This is a genomic window from Ramlibacter sp. AN1015 (assembly GCF_037726105.1).
Lineage (GTDB): Bacteria > Pseudomonadota > Gammaproteobacteria > Burkholderiales > Burkholderiaceae_C > Ramlibacter.
This window is the reverse complement of record NZ_JBBJUM010000017.1, coordinates 14,752-28,497: the sequence shown is the minus strand read 5'-3', so window position 1 is coordinate 28,497 and position 13,746 is coordinate 14,752. Positions and strand designations below refer to the sequence as shown.

Sequence of the window (13,746 nt, the reverse complement as noted above, 5' to 3'; positions counted from 1 at the left end):
GGCGAAAAGAGGCATTGTAGGGAGGTCGTTTGGCTCGAGGGGACGGCGCCGGGTACCTAGAATCCACGGCTTACGCGCGAGCATCCATGCAGTCCTCCCAGGCACGACCCACTCCCGAACCCCCCGTTTTCCCCGACGAGCCGACCGGCGGCGTCGCCGTAGCCCGGGCCCCCATCCTCGACCGTCGCAAGACCATCTTCGGCTACGAGCTGATCGATCGCAGCGGCATGGCCCCGGGGCCTGCGCGTGACGCCGAGATGCTGGTGCAAGCCCTGTCGCTGGCCGACCACCACGCGACCGCCGAACGCCGCGCTCTCATGGTGCCGTGCCATCCCGCCACCGTGTCCAGCGGCCACCTCGACCTGGTCGATCCTGCGCGCGTCGTGCTCGAGATCACGCTGCCCACCGGGGTCGCGGCCGCCGCCGTCGCTGCAGCCGCCGAGTCGCTGCGGGGGCTGCGCCAACGCGGCTTCCGGATCGCCTTCTCGCCCGAGGCGCTCGCCTCGCCGCTGCAAGGCTGCCTCGAGCATGCGTCCTTCCTCAAGATCGATTTTTCCAGGGTGCCCGCCGCACAGTTGCCGGCGCTTCTGAAAACCGCGCGCGCACGCCCGGGCCTGCGCCTGATCGCCTGCGGCATCGAGACGCTGCAACAGCAGCGCTACGCTGCAGACCTCGGGCTGGAGCTGTTCCAGGGGTCCTGGTATTGCCGGCCGCTCGCGCTCAGGAGCCATGGCGTGCGCCCCAGCCAGGCCGTCGTGCTCGAACTCGTGGGGCTGCTGCGACGGGAGGCCAGCCCCGTCGAGATCGAGGGAGTCCTCAAGCGCGACCCCGCCCTGTCGTTCAACCTGCTGCGCTACCTCAACTCGCCCGGCGTGGGGCTGATGGTCGAAGTGACCTCGTTCCGGCACGCCGTGATGATGCTGGGCATGAAGAAGCTGCTGCGATGGGCCTGCCTGCTGATGGCGACGGCCAGGGACGGGGCCTCACCGGCGGTCGGCCAGACCGCCGTGATCCGGGGCCGGCTGATGGAGTTGCTCGCCTCCGAGATGCTGCCGCGCGACGAGTGCGACAACGCGTTCGTCGCCGGCGTGTTCTCGCTGCTCGACGCCATGACCGGCGTCGCGCTGGATCGCGCCCTCGAAGGGCTGCTGCTGCCGGACGCAATCATCGAAGCGCTGCTGCACCGGCGCGGCATGCTGGCGCCTTTCCTCGATCTCACCGAGGCCTGCGAAGTCGGCGACGAAGAGGGTTTCGCGCGGGCGGCAAACGCCCTTTCGTTGTCGAACCACCAGGTGAACATGGCGCACCTGCAGGCGCTCGCCTGGGCCGAGGACCTGCTCGCTTGATGCCGGCGGCGGAGCCCTCCGAGCTGCGGCACTGCGCGCTCCAGGCGCTGCTCGCGTGCGATCCCGCCGAGAAGGTGGCGCTGGCGAGCGCGCTGCACGCGCGTGCCGCCGCGCTGCCGATCGCCGCGCGTGCGCCGGTGCCGCCGGCCCCGCTGCCGGGCCGGCCGGCCCGGCCCGAGCTGGTGCATCCGGCCAGGGTGCCGCGCCGCTCGCCGGCCCGCCCGCAGGGGCTCGCGGCCCTGCTGCACGCCATCGCGCACATCGAATTCAACGCCATCAACCTGGCGCTCGACGCGGCCTGGCGCTTCGAGGGCATGCCGCGCGCCTTCCACGAGGACTGGCTGCGGGTCGCGGCCGAGGAGGCGCAGCACTTCGGCTTGCTGCAGGCGCACCTCGCGACGCTGGGCCACGCGTACGGCGACTTCGCGGCCCACGACGGCCTGTGGGCCATGTGCGAGAAGACCGCCGGAGACATCGTGGCGCGCATGGCGCTGGTGCCGCGCACGCTCGAGGCGCGCGGCCTGGACGCCACCCCGCAGATCCAGGACAAGCTGCGCCAGGTGGGCTCACCGGACGCCCTGCGCGCGGTGGACATCCTGGAGGTCATCCTGCGCGACGAGGTGGGCCACGTGGCCATCGGCAACCACTGGTATGGCTGGCTGTGCCGGCGCGAAGGACTGGACCCGGTTGCGCACTACCCCGTGCTGGTCGAGCGGCATGCCGCGCCGCGGCTGCATCCGCCGTTCAACACCGCAGCGCGGCGGCGGGCCGGCTTCTCCGAGCAGGAGCTCGCATGGCTGGCCGGAGAGCTCGGCGAGACGGCTGCGCCCGCCGGGGCTGGAAAAAGCAGGCTCGCGGGTGGATGATCGCCGCGTGTGCCACGCGGAGCCCACCGCCATGAAAACGCTCGAAGACCAACTGGTCCAGTACGCGGCCTACCACCGCGACCGCCGCAACATCGCCACCCACTTCGTCGGCATCCCGCTGATCATGCTGGGCATCGCCGTGCTGCTGTCGCGACCGACGCTGCAGTTCGCGGGCTTGTCGGCCAGCCCCCTGCTTGCGGTGGTGGCCGCGGCGGCCGTCTTCTACGTCTTGCTCGACCTGCGGCTTGGCCTGCTCATGGCCGCTTTTCTGGCGCTTATCACCTGGATTGGGGCATGGGCGGCATCCCTGTCCACCGCCGCCTGGCTCACGCTGGGCACCGGCAGCTTTGTCGTGGGCTGGGTGTTCCAGTTCGTGGGCCATGCCTGGGAAGGCCGCAAGCCCGCCTTTGTGGACGACTTGGCCGGGCTCCTGATCGGTCCGCTGTTCGTCGCGGCAGAGATCCTGTTTCTGCTGGGGCTGCGCGACGAACTGCGCGTCGCCATCGAACTGCGCGCGGGTCCGACCCGCGGCGGGCGTCCCGGCGCGGCTACGGGCGCCTGAAGTTCTTCGGATGCGTCGACCCGAGCTGCGGGTCAGGCGGCAGCGGTAGGCGCAATAGCCGCCGGCCTACATAAAGCCGCCGCGTCGCGTCCGTATCTTGGGGGCGTCCCTCCGGGGCGCCAGTTCACCGACGCATCCCGCCGCGCTTCCGGCGCAGCGGCTCGCGGGCGCGGCTGAGACACCACCCGCAACCGAACGGATTTCCACATGGCAGTGTTCACCGAACAACACGCAGGCGTCAGCGCCGAGGTGCCGCAGGCGACCCGGGGCTATCGCCTGAACCACACGATGCTGCGGGTGAAGAACCCGAGCACCTCGCTCGCGTTCTACACGCACGTCCTCGGCATGCGCGTGCTGCGAAAGCTCGACTTTCCGGAGATGAAGTTCTCGCTGTACTTCCTCGCGCGCCTGCAGGACAGCAGCTCGGCGGTGCCCCAGGACGAGGGCGAGCGCACGGTCTGGACCTTCCATCAGGAAGGCATCCTGGAGCTCACGCACAACTGGGGTAGCGAGGATGATCCCGACCTCCGCTATCACGACGGCAACGCGCAGCCGCAGGGCTTCGGCCACATCTGCTTTTCGGTTCCGCATCTGCAGGACGCGGTGCGCTGGTTCGACGAGCAGGGCGTCGAGTTCGTCAAGCGCCCGGACCAGGGCAAGCTCAAGGACGTCGCCTTCATCAAGGACCCGGACGGCTACTGGATCGAGATCGTGCAGGCGGACCTGCTGGGCGACCTGGGCCGTCGCTGAGGGGTGCACCGCCCGGTCGGTCAAGGATGCGTGCCTGCGACCGAAACGCGAACGCACCTACATGCGCACGAGGACGCGGGAGGCACGCTGGAAGCCAAACCTCAGGAGCATTTCGACATGAACCTGCCGAACTACGCACGGCGGCGCGGCCTCGCGATCGGGCTGGCTGCCTCCGTGTCCACCCTGTTGCCGCTGAAGGCCGCGTGGGGCCAGACCACCGGCTTCGCTCCGCGCGACTGGCTGGCGCAGATCCGCCAGCACCACGACCTCATCGACCGCAGCTTCGAGGAGCTGCTCTCGCCCAACGAGCGCTCGTTCGAGCAGGTGGCGCTGCACGTGCGCACCCTCGACCAGTTGCAGACGGCCCACTCGATGGCCGAGGAGAACCTCATCTATCCCGCGCTCGCGCGCATAGGGATGATGCAGGAGGCCGAAAAGCTCTACATGGACGAAGCGCACATGAAGATGCAGAAGGCGCAGGTGGAACTCGCCGTGGGCCTGAACCAGCAGAACGCCAACTGGCGAGAACCCGCCACGCGGCTGCGCGGGATGATGCAGCGGCACACGCGCCAGGACGAGGAGCAGCGGCTCTTTCCGGAGCTGCAGCGGCGCCTGGGCCCCGAGGAAAACGCAAGGCTGGCGCAGCGATACGTGGCCGAGTTCTCCCGGGTACTGCCGGTGCGTCCCTGAACCGGGCGGCCGGCGCCCTGCCCTGTGGGCATGCGACCGGCTCGCGGATCGCTGCCTACAATCGCGCCCCTATGCGTTCTCATGACCAGCCGGGGGTGCCGCTCGCGGCCACCCGGCACCTCAAGCAGGCCACCGCCGTCCTGCACGCAGACATCGAATCCCTGCTTCGCCTCGACCTGCTCACCACCCTGCCACGGGTGTGCGGTGTGCTGCAGGTGTTCGATGCCTTCCTCGCCGACTGGGAGCCGCGGGTGTCCACCGCCCTGCCGCCATCCATGCAGCCCTGGTTCGAAGCCCACCGGCGCGGCGCCTGGGCCCGCGACGACCTGCAGGTTCTGGGCGCCGCCCGCTGCGCCCCGGCCGCGTCGCCCGAGATCGAGCTCGATTCGCCGGCCGCGGCGCTCGGGTCGCTCTACGTGCTGGAAGGCTCCGCGCTGGGCGGCCAGGTGATCGCCCGCACGCTGCGCGACCACCTGCAACTCACGGAAACCACGGGCGCGCGCTACTTCGCTGGCCGCGGAGCCCGCACCGGGCCACTCTGGCGCGCTTTCTGCGAGCAGTTCGAGGCGCAGGTGCAGCAACCCGCCGAGGTGGAGGCAGCCTGCCGCGGCGCGCGCCAGACCTTCGGCGCACTGATACGCCAGTTCCGCGCACGCGCGGACGCACTGGCCTGAACGGCGCTTGCACGAAGCGTTCTCTTCGCCCCCTCTCTCGCCTGCCGCAGGCAATCGCATCAGGCTATTCATGTCGGGATCTACAGGGCGCCGCCACGCCACGCCGCGCCCCGGCTTCGGCCCCCCTGCGGGGCAGCCGTGCTCTGCTAGGCTTGCGGCGATTTCCACCAGCGCCAGACTGCATGAACACCGCCTACGTCTTCAACGGCCCCAATCTCAACCTGCTCGGCACCCGCGAGCCGCAGGTGTACGGCGCGCAGACGCTCGCCGATGTGGAGGCGCTGTGCCGCACCGCGTGTGCGGAGCACGGCCTGACGCTGGATTTCCGCCAAACCAACCACGAAGGCGAACTCGTCTCCTGGGTGCATGAAGCAGGGCGCGCGCAGGCCGAGGGCCGCAGCGCCGGCGTGGTGCTGAACGCAGGCGCCTACACCCACACCAGCATCGCTCTGCACGACGCCATAAAAGGCTCCGGCGCACTGGTGATCGAACTGCACATCAGCAACGTGCATGCGCGCGAGAGCTTTCGCCACCACAGCTACATCTCGCCCGTGGCACGGGCCGTGATGGCGGGCTTCGGCGTGCGCGGCTACGCGATCGCGCTGGCCGCGCTAACTGGTTTCTGAGCACCTGCCGCAGCGCTGCCAGCCCGGAGCTCGCGCTGCCTCTGCAAGGACACGTCCAACTCGCGACGCCGCGTGAGCTCGCTCAGTGCGCCGCGCCCAGCTGCTCGATGGTCAGGCGCTCACCTTCGCGAATCACACGCAGTGGCGGATTGCGCATCTCGGTGATCACCCGTTCGGGCCGGGCAGCCGGCGGTCCGCCCATGCGGGCAGTGTCGGGTGCGGCTGCCACCGGCGGCGTGAGCGGACGCAGGTTGTCGCAGGAGCTGAAGTTGTCGAAAACCAGCTGACCGCCTGGGAAGAGGCCGGGCACCGTCTCGTGCAGCGGCTTGCTCATATCGACCGGCGACTCGCGGGCGTGATAGAGCACGCGGTTGGAATCGTCGTACACCGTGTAGCACTGCGCGCCAGCCTGGAGCGACGCCAGGCAGCCGAGTGCCAGCAGGGCTGATTTGAACACCATGAGGGGCCTCCCGAACAGATTGCGGCAAGCCCATCTTGGAATGAAACGCACCGGCCATTTGTTGCGGCCGGTGAGTCGTGCAAGCAAAGGTCAGCGGCGCAGCGTGACCCCGGTCTTGGCCTGCAGCGCCTCGAAGCTCACGTCGGGCGCCAGCTCGACCACCTTCAGCCCCTCGGGCGTCACATCCATGATGGCGAGGTCCGTGATGATCCGATCGACCACGCCGACGCCGGTCAGCGGGAGGGTGCACTCGGGCAGGATCTTGAGGTCCTCGGTGCCGTCCTTCTTGCGCGCCACGTGCTCCATCAGCACGATGACGCGCTTGACGCCGGCCACCAGGTCCATGGCGCCGCCCATCCCCTTGACCATCTTGCCGGGAATCATCCAGTTGGCGAGGTCACCCTTTTCGCTCACCTGCATGGCGCCAAGGATCGACAGGTTGATCTTGCCGCCGCGGATCATGGCGAAGGACTGGTCGCTGCCGAAGATCGACGATCCGACGATGGTGGTGACGGTCTGCTTGCCCGCGTTGATCAGGTCGGGATCGATCTCGTTCTCGGCAGGAAAGGGGCCGATGCCCAGCATCCCGTTCTCCGACTGCAGCCATACCTCCTTGTCCGACGGCACATGGTTCGCCACCAGGGTCGGGATGCCGATGCCGAGGTTCACGTAGAAGCCGTCCTCGAGTTCCTGCGCCGCGCGCGCGGCCATCTGGTCTTGGGTCCAGGGCATGTGTCGGTCTCCTCAGTTGCCGGGGCGGGTGGTGCGCTTCTCGATGCGCTTCTCGGGATGGGGGTTGTGCACGATGCGGTGGACGTAGATGCCCGGCAGGTGCACGTCGTCGGGAGCAATCTCACCGGTCTCGACGATCCGCTCGACCTCGACGATGCAGACCTTGCCCGCAGTAGCCGCGGCGGGGTTGAAATTGCGCGCGGTGAGGTTGAAGCGCAGGTTGCCCGAGCGGTCCGCCACATGGGCCTTCACCAGCGACACATCGGGCACCAGCGAGCGCTCCATCACGTAGGTCTCGCCGTCGAATTCGCGCAGCTCCTTGCCCTGCGCGACCAGGGTGCCCACGCCGGTTTTGGTGAAGAACGCCGGGATGCCCGCGCCACCGGCGCGCAGCTTCTCGGCAAGCGTGCCCTGCGGCGTGAACTCGAGCTCGAGCTCGCCGGCCAGGTATTGCCGCTCGAACTCCTTGTTCTCGCCGACATAGCTGGAGATCATCTTGCGGATCTGGCGCGTGGTGAGAAGCTTGCCGAGCCCGAAGTCATCGACGCCGGCGTTGTTGGAGATGACGGTGAGGTCCTTGACGCCGCTGTCGCGCAGGGCATCGATCAGCGCCTCGGGGATGCCGCAGAGTCCGAAGCCGCCGACGGCCAGCAGCTGGCCGTCGCGCACGATGCCTTCGAGCGCCTGCGCGGCACTGGGGAAGATCTTGTTCACGAGCAATGTCTCCTGAAGGAAAACCGCTGGCGCCGGCGCGCCGGGGAAGTGAGGCGCTACGATACTACGTATTCCGCTACGTAGTATCCCCTAGAGAGCAGCCCCATGGACGTCGATTACCGCACCGCCTTCGATCTCGCGCCGGTCGGGCTGTGCCTGTCGCGCAACCGGCGCATCGTCGATTGCAACCAGCAGCTGTGCGAGATGTTCGCCAGCACCCGACAGGCGCTCATCGGCGAATCGTTCCAGGTGCTCTACCCCAGCGCCGACGAATACGAGCGCCTGGGCGCGCGCATGGCTCCGATCCTGAACGCCCGCGGGCACTACGCCGACGACCGCATCATGATGCGCTCCACCGGCGAGACCTTCTGGTGCCACGTGACGGGGCGCGCGCTCAACCGCGCCGCGCCGCACGAAGCCGGCATCTGGGCGTTCGAGGACCTGAGCGCGCAGCGACCCGTCAAGGCCGAGCTCACGGCACGCGAGCGCGAAGTGGCGGCCCGCCTGCTCGACGGCATGACCTCCAAGGAGATCGGCAAGACACTCGCGATCAGCCACCGCACGGTCGAGATCTACCGCGCCCGGCTCATGCGCAAGTACAAGGCCAGCACCACGGCCGACCTGGTGCACAAGCTCATGGCCGGAGTGTGAGTTTTTCACGGCCCTCCCCGGCCGCCCGCATAATCGGCCGCCCGAAAGTCCGCAACCCAGCGCTTCCTCCCGGGAACGCGCCTTCTTGATGAAGACCCTCCGGCTCCAGCTCCGCTTTCTCCTGCCCCTTCTCCTCGCGCTGGCGGGGGCCGCCTACCTGGCCTCCAACCTGCTCGACCAGCTCACGACCCGCTGGTTCACGCGCGACCTCAACATGCGTGGCGCGGCCATCGCCACTGCACTGACCGACAGCGTCAACGACGCGTTCACCGAACGCCGGCCCGCGGCGCGCCTGCAGGCGCTGTTCGAGCGCGCCACCAAGGACGAGCGCCTGGTGGCGATCGCGCTGTGCGGCCAGGACCGCGAGCCGCTGCGCCGCAGCTCCGGTTTTCCGGCCAGCATCAACTGCCGCGACGCCGAGCAGGTGGCCGCGCGGCCCGACCCGCGCATACAGGTTGCGGGGGGGCCGGTCCACATCGGCATGCATCCGATCACACTCGAGAGCGGGCAGCGGGTGTCGCTCGCGTTGATGCACGACGTGAGTTATGCCGAGCTGCGCAGCCAGGACACCCAGCGCTACCTGCTCGGCTTCATGGGCGTGCTGGGGCTGGTCGTCGCCCTGATCACGGTGGCGGTAGCCCAGATGAGCTGGCGCGGCTGGATGACCGGTGCCCGCGCACTGCTGCGTGGCGAGGGGCTGGTGTTGCCGCCAGGGGGCCCCCTCCCGGCCCCCGAGCTGGAGCCCTTGGCGCGCGACCTGCGCGCGCGCCTGCGCGACCTGGAGGACGAGTTCCGGCGCGCCCAGGGACAGGACGCATTGTGGAACCCCGAGCGCCTGCGCAGCCTGCTGCAGACGCAGCTTCGCGGCGACCAGGTGATCGTGGTGTCCAACCGCGAGCCCTACATCCACGACGAGACACCCACCGGCATCGTGGTCCGCCGCCCGGCGAGCGGGCTTGTGACGGCCGTCGAGCCGGTGATGCGGGCCTGCTCGGGCACCTGGATCGCCCACGGCGGCGGCTCGGCCGACCGCGCCACCGTCGATGCCCACGACCGGGTCGGCGTGCCACCCGAGAACCCCGACTACCAGCTGCGCCGCATCTGGCTCACCGAAGAAGAAGAGCGCGGCTACTACTACGGTTTCGCCAACGAGGGGCTCTGGCCGCTGTGCCACGTCGCGCACGTGCGGCCGGTGTTCCGCGAGTCCGACTGGCTGCAATACAAGGCCGTCAACCAGCGCTTCGCCGACGCCGTGGTGGCCGAGGCGCGCGGCGAAGATCCCGTGGTGCTGGTGCAGGACTACCACTTCGCGCTGCTGCCGGCCATGATCCGCGAGCGGCTGCCGCGCGCCACCATCCTCACCTTCTGGCACATCCCCTGGCCCAACCCGGAATCCTTCAGCATCTGTCCGTGGCGCCGCGAGATCCTGCAGGGCATGCTGGGCAGCACCATCCTGGGCTTCCACACGCGCTTCCACTGCAAGAACTTCATGGAAACGGTGGACCGCCTGCTCGAGGCGCGCATCGAGCCCGAACACTCCACCATCACCTTCGGCGGCATCGAGTCGCTGGTAGAGAACTACCCGATCTCCATCGAATGGCCCACCGAAGGCACCGTGGCCGCGTGGCCGCCGGTGGCGCAGTGCCGCGAGAACGTGATGCGCCGCCTGAATCTTCCCGCGGGCACCCGCATCGGCCTGGGCATCGACCGCTTCGACTACACCAAGGGCATCCTGGAGCGATTCCATGCGGTGGAGCGCCTGCTGGAGAAATACCCAGAATGGCGCGGCAAGTTCGTGTTCGTGCAGGTGGCCGCGCCCACGCGCAGCGACCTGGAGGAATACCAGTCCTTCCAGGAACGCATCCAGCGCGTTACGCAGCGCATCAACCGCCGCTTCGGCCAGCCGGGGTACGAGCCTGTGATGCTGCTGGCCAGCCACCACGAGCACGACGCCGTGAACGAGCTGTTCCGCGCCTCGGACCTCTGCGCCGTCACCAGCCTGCACGACGGCATGAACCTGGTGTGCAAGGAGTTCGTCGCGGCCCGCGACGACGAGCGCGGCGTGCTGATCCTCAGCCGCTTCGCCGGCGCCGCCCGCGAGCTGCGCGAGGCGCTTGTCGTGAACCCCTACCACGTCGAGGAAACCGCCGATGCCATGCACCGGGCGCTCACCATGCCCGAGCCGGAGCAGCGCGAGCGCATGGCCAGCCTGCGCACCACCGTGCAGGAGTTCAACGTCTACCGCTGGGCCGGCCGCATGCTGACCGACGCCGCCCGGCTGCGCCTGCGCGACCGCATCCAGGCGCGCGTGGAGCGCCACCAGGTGTGACGTGCGGGAGCCGCCGGCGGCAGCCGCCGCCGCAGTCCCGTGTGGCGCTAACCTCGACGCACCCGCCACACCCAGGAGACCGCCTTGCCCCACCGCTATCCCGCCCCCGAACTGACGGACCTGCCTCAGGACATGCGCGAGCGCATCCTGGAGGTGCAGGACAAATCCGGCTTCGTGCCGCAGGTGTTCCTCGCCCTGGCGCGGCGCCCGGCCGAATGGCGCGCCTTCTTCGCCTACCACGATGCGCTCATGCTCAAGGAGGACGGCAGCCTCACCAAGGGCGACCGCGAGATGATCGTCACCGCCACCAGCGCGGCCAACCAGTGCCTCTACTGCGTGGTGGCGCACGGCGCCATCCTGCGCATCTACGAGAAGAAGCCGCTGGTGGCCGACCAGGTGGCCGTGAACTACCGCAAGGCCGACATCACGCCGCGCCAGCGCGCCATGCTCGACTTCGCGATGAAGGTGTGCCTGCGCTCGCACGAAATCGAAGACGCCGACTTCGATGCGCTGCACGCGCATGGCTTCAGCGACGAAGACGCCTGGGACATCGCCGCCATCACGGCCTTCTTCGGGCTGTCGAACCGCATGGCCAGCTTCTCGAACATGCAGCCCAATCCGGAGTTCTACCTGCTCGGTCGGGTACCCTGCGAGAAGAAGAAGGGGGCTTGAGGCAACGCGCCTGCGCGCGAGCGCAGGGCTGCCTCAGCCCAGCGCGGACGGATGCTCGCCTGGCTGCGGCAGGCGCAGGACCAAGTCGAGCTGCTCGGCTCCCTCCAGGTTCACCTCGTCGCGCAGGTCCGCCAGCGCGGTGAACTGGCCGTCGAGCCAGAAAAACTCCAGCCGCTGTGCGATCTGCCGCAGGGCCTCGGCCGCGTCCGCCGCATCCCCCGTGGCGTGCGTGCCGTCGAGCTCCCAGCGCACGCCGGCGCCTTGGCGGGCCGTCAAGCCGCCGAGATCGACGAGCTTGTGGTCGGGGTTGACGCAGTAGATGCGCTCTCCCGTGCAATAGAGGCGAAAGCGTTGCCGCGGCGGCTCGCCGTCTGGCACGTCGGGGTCAGGTGCATCGGCCATTTCTGGAACTCCTGTGCGCGTTGCGGACACTCTGGCACCGGCCGGCCTCGTCCGTTTGTAGGACGGCGGACGCTTCACCCGCGCGGGTGCAAAGCGAAGGCGCTCAGCCGACGCGGGCGCGCAGCCAGTCCGGCAGCGGCATCGACTTGCCCGCCGGGAAATCGACCCAGACGGTGGTGGCGCCGCCGCTGGCGTACACCGTGCCCGGATCGTCCAGGCGCTCGATCGTCATCCAGGTCTCGAAGCTGGTGCGGCCCGGATCGCTCGCATACATGCGCACGCGCAGATCACCCGGGTACTCGAGCTGGCGATGGAAAGTGCAGAAGGCGTTGACGATCACCGGTCCCTCGCCACGCGGATCCGGTGCGCCGCCCAGCGACTGCAGCCACTCGATGCGGATGGTTTCGAAGTAGCGGAAGTAGACGGTGTTGTTCACGTGGCCCATCGCGTCCATGTCGCCCCAGCGGATGGGAAGCGTCATCTCGTGAACCAGTTTTTTCTTTTCGGGCAGTTCGATCTTCATCGGTGGGCTCGGATGGAAGCAAGGATGCCGAGCGTGAAAAGCACGGCTGCGACCGATTGTGCCGCCGTCGGCCAGCGTGCGTCCCAGGCATAGGAGTAGAGCAGCGCGAACAGGGTTTCGCTCACGATCAGCTGGCCGCACAAACTCGGCGACAGGCGCCGGCTGGCCACCGTCCAGAGCACGGTCGCGAGCCAGGCGGAACCGAAGCCGGTGGCGAGGCACAGTGTCACGAACAGTCCGCGCTGCGGCTGCGCGGCGATCTCGGCCGCGCTGGATCCGGCGATCAGCCACAGCCCGGTGGCGCCGATGCCGGTCGCCACGCCCAGCCAGTTGGTCCACTCGGTCGCGTTCACCTCGGGGTGCCGCTTGAGCCAGGCGGCGTTGAGCAGCGCAAAGGCCGTCCACGACGCCATCGCCGCCACCGCGAGCGCCAGGCCGCGTGCGTAGTGCGGGGCGTCGGCAGCGCCCACTCCAGCCTCAGCCGTTGCCGCGAGCTCCGGGTGCTGCGCCCGAACCATGAGGGCCAGGCCGAGCGCGGTGAGCAGCAGGCCGGGCAGCAGCGCGGTCCATCGCAGGTGGCCCGGCTTGCCCAGCAGCATCACCCACAGCGGAATGGTGCCGATCACCAAGGTCGGCACCTCCACGCCCGCGTCGCGGATCGCCAGCACCAGCAGCAGGTAGTAGCCCCAGAAACCCAGCACGCTGAGACCGAACGCAGCCAGCGCCTGTGCCGGCGTGGGAAGGCGCTGGACGCGCAGCCCCAGGACCATCGCCGCGGTGGCGACGAACCCGTAGGCCGCAAGGCGGCCGCTGGCGAGGTCCACCGGCGAGAACTGCGCGAGCACGCGCGGCACCACGAACACCAGTCCCCACAGGGCGCCGGCGGCCAGGCCGGCGAGGACGCCGCGCAACACGCCCGTTCAAACGCCGAAGCCGTCGTCCGCGGCGATCACGGCGCCGTTGATGAAGTGGCTCTCGCTGGACGCGAGCAGCACCAGCAACGCGTCGAGGTCTTCGGGCTTGCCCACGCGCTTGCGCGGCAGCATGTTGATCAGCTTCTGCCCCTGCTCCGTCTGCCAGTGCAGGTGGTTGATCTCGGTGTCGATGTAGCCCGGGCAGATGGCGTTCACGTTGATCTCGAAGCGGCCCCACTCGAGCGCCATCGCCTTGGTCATCTGCACCACCGCCGCCTTGCTCATGGCATAGGGCCCGATCTGGGCCAGCACCTTGAGCCCCGCCATGGAGGCGATGTTGATGATGCGCCCGCCGGTGAAGGTGCCCGGCGCCGCGCCCTTGGCCCGCGCGAGCATGCGCTTGGCAACCTCCTGGGCCACGAAGAACGCACCCTTCACGTTGGTGGCGAAGACGTAGTCGAAATCGTCTTCCGTCACGTCCTGCAGCCGCTGGGTGGTGCTCACGCCGGCGTTGTTGACCAGGATGTCGATGGAGCCGACCTCGGTCTCGGCGTGCGCCACCGCGGCGCGGATGCTGGCGAGGTCGGTGACATCGAGGCCGATCACGTGCGCGTCTCCGCCCTCCCCCTCGATGCGCGCGCGCAGGTCCTTGAGCTGGTCGATGCGGCGCGCTGCCAGCACCACCGCCGCGCCGGCGCAGGCCAGGGTGCGTGCGAACTGCGCGCCCAATCCGCTGGAGGCGCCGGTGATGAATGCGACGCGGCCGGATAGGTCGATGCTGTAGCTCACCTGCTGGCTCCTGAAGGGCTGGGGAAGGCGCGGGCGCACCTGCGGC

At 69.1% G+C, this 13,746-nt stretch carries 17 protein-coding genes; 10 read left to right on the top strand and 7 right to left on the bottom strand.

Translation table 11 applies throughout. The annotated features are described in order from the left end of the window. Positions 1 to 86: 86 nt before the first annotated feature. From WG922_RS20030 to aroQ, 7 genes are all read left to right on the top strand, one after another. Entirely contained in the window at positions 87 to 1,346 is a 1,260-nt protein-coding gene (locus tag WG922_RS20030) for an EAL and HDOD domain-containing protein (protein ID WP_340284735.1), read from the top strand. Continuing rightward, positions 1,346 to 2,212, top strand: a complete 867-nt coding sequence (locus WG922_RS20025; protein ID WP_340284734.1) for a ferritin-like domain-containing protein — start codon at positions 1,346 to 1,348, stop codon at positions 2,210 to 2,212. The genes WG922_RS20030 and WG922_RS20025 overlap by 1 nt, the downstream gene beginning before the upstream one ends. Before the next feature lie 31 nt (positions 2,213 to 2,243). Then, positions 2,244 to 2,774 (top strand): Mpo1 family 2-hydroxy fatty acid dioxygenase, encoded by a 531-nt coding sequence (locus tag WG922_RS20020; RefSeq protein WP_340284731.1) that lies wholly within the window; start codon positions 2,244 to 2,246, stop codon positions 2,772 to 2,774. 207 nt (positions 2,775 to 2,981) lie between these two features. Continuing rightward, the gene (gloA, locus tag WG922_RS20015) at positions 2,982 to 3,524 is read left to right on the top strand and encodes a lactoylglutathione lyase (protein WP_340284729.1); all 543 of its coding nucleotides are present in this window, start codon (positions 2,982 to 2,984) and stop codon (positions 3,522 to 3,524) included. 117 nt (positions 3,525 to 3,641) lie between these two features. After that, positions 3,642 to 4,214, top strand: coding sequence for a hemerythrin domain-containing protein (locus WG922_RS20010; protein WP_340284728.1), 573 nt, complete (start codon positions 3,642 to 3,644; stop codon positions 4,212 to 4,214). A gap of 71 nt (positions 4,215 to 4,285) precedes the next feature. Further along, positions 4,286 to 4,888 (top strand): biliverdin-producing heme oxygenase, encoded by a 603-nt coding sequence (locus tag WG922_RS20005; protein WP_340284726.1) that lies wholly within the window; start codon positions 4,286 to 4,288, stop codon positions 4,886 to 4,888. Between the two features lie 182 nt (positions 4,889 to 5,070). Then, on the top strand, positions 5,071 to 5,514 hold the full coding sequence (gene aroQ, locus WG922_RS20000) for a type II 3-dehydroquinate dehydratase (protein ID WP_340284724.1): 444 nt from the start codon (positions 5,071 to 5,073) through the stop codon (positions 5,512 to 5,514). Between the two features lie 82 nt (positions 5,515 to 5,596). On the opposite strand, the gene WG922_RS19995 is transcribed toward aroQ, so the two are convergent. The 3 genes from WG922_RS19995 to WG922_RS19985 form a co-directional block, all read right to left on the bottom strand. Then, positions 5,597 to 5,974, bottom strand: a complete 378-nt coding sequence (locus tag WG922_RS19995) for a hypothetical protein (RefSeq protein ID WP_340284723.1) — start codon at positions 5,972 to 5,974, stop codon at positions 5,597 to 5,599. Between the two features lie 90 nt (positions 5,975 to 6,064). Then, entirely contained in the window at positions 6,065 to 6,706 is a 642-nt protein-coding gene (locus tag WG922_RS19990; RefSeq protein WP_340284721.1) for a CoA transferase subunit B, read from the bottom strand. A 12-nt stretch (positions 6,707 to 6,718) separates the two neighbouring features. Continuing rightward, the gene (locus WG922_RS19985) at positions 6,719 to 7,420 is read right to left on the bottom strand and encodes a CoA transferase subunit A (RefSeq protein ID WP_340284719.1); all 702 of its coding nucleotides are present in this window, start codon (positions 7,418 to 7,420) and stop codon (positions 6,719 to 6,721) included. Positions 7,421 to 7,525: 105 nt separating this feature from the next. Here WG922_RS19985 and WG922_RS19980 point away from each other — a divergent pair, with 105 nt between their 5' ends. The 3 genes from WG922_RS19980 (at position 7,526) to WG922_RS19970 (ending at position 11,072) form a co-directional block, all read left to right on the top strand. Further along, complete coding sequence (locus tag WG922_RS19980; RefSeq protein WP_340284718.1) at positions 7,526 to 8,071, top strand: PAS and helix-turn-helix domain-containing protein; 546 nt, start codon at positions 7,526 to 7,528, stop codon at positions 8,069 to 8,071. Between the two features lie 88 nt (positions 8,072 to 8,159). After that, complete coding sequence (locus WG922_RS19975) at positions 8,160 to 10,400, top strand: alpha,alpha-trehalose-phosphate synthase (UDP-forming) (RefSeq protein WP_340284716.1); 2,241 nt, start codon at positions 8,160 to 8,162, stop codon at positions 10,398 to 10,400. Positions 10,401 to 10,484: 84 nt separating this feature from the next. After that, complete coding sequence (locus WG922_RS19970) at positions 10,485 to 11,072, top strand: peroxidase-related enzyme (protein WP_340284714.1); 588 nt, start codon at positions 10,485 to 10,487, stop codon at positions 11,070 to 11,072. Positions 11,073 to 11,105: 33 nt separating this feature from the next. On the opposite strand, the gene WG922_RS19965 is transcribed toward WG922_RS19970, so the two are convergent. The 4 genes from WG922_RS19965 to WG922_RS19950 all read right to left on the bottom strand — a co-directional run bounded on the left by WG922_RS19965 (position 11,106) and on the right by WG922_RS19950 (position 13,700). After that, positions 11,106 to 11,474 carry a hypothetical protein gene (locus tag WG922_RS19965; protein ID WP_340284712.1) on the bottom strand — a complete coding sequence of 123 codons (369 nt, stop codon included), beginning with the start codon at positions 11,472 to 11,474 and terminating at the stop codon, positions 11,106 to 11,108. Between the two features lie 103 nt (positions 11,475 to 11,577). Beyond that, a complete protein-coding gene (locus tag WG922_RS19960; protein WP_340284710.1) occupies positions 11,578 to 11,997 on the bottom strand; it encodes an acyl-CoA thioesterase in 420 nt (139 codons plus the stop codon). Then, positions 11,994 to 12,911: a DMT family transporter gene (locus WG922_RS19955; protein WP_340284708.1), complete on the bottom strand. Its 918-nt coding sequence runs from the start codon at positions 12,909 to 12,911 to the stop codon at positions 11,994 to 11,996. The genes WG922_RS19960 and WG922_RS19955 overlap by 4 nt, the downstream gene beginning before the upstream one ends. A 6-nt stretch (positions 12,912 to 12,917) precedes the next feature. Beyond that, a complete protein-coding gene (locus WG922_RS19950) occupies positions 12,918 to 13,700 on the bottom strand; it encodes an SDR family oxidoreductase (RefSeq protein WP_340284706.1) in 783 nt (260 codons plus the stop codon). Positions 13,701 to 13,746 lie beyond the last annotated feature (46 nt).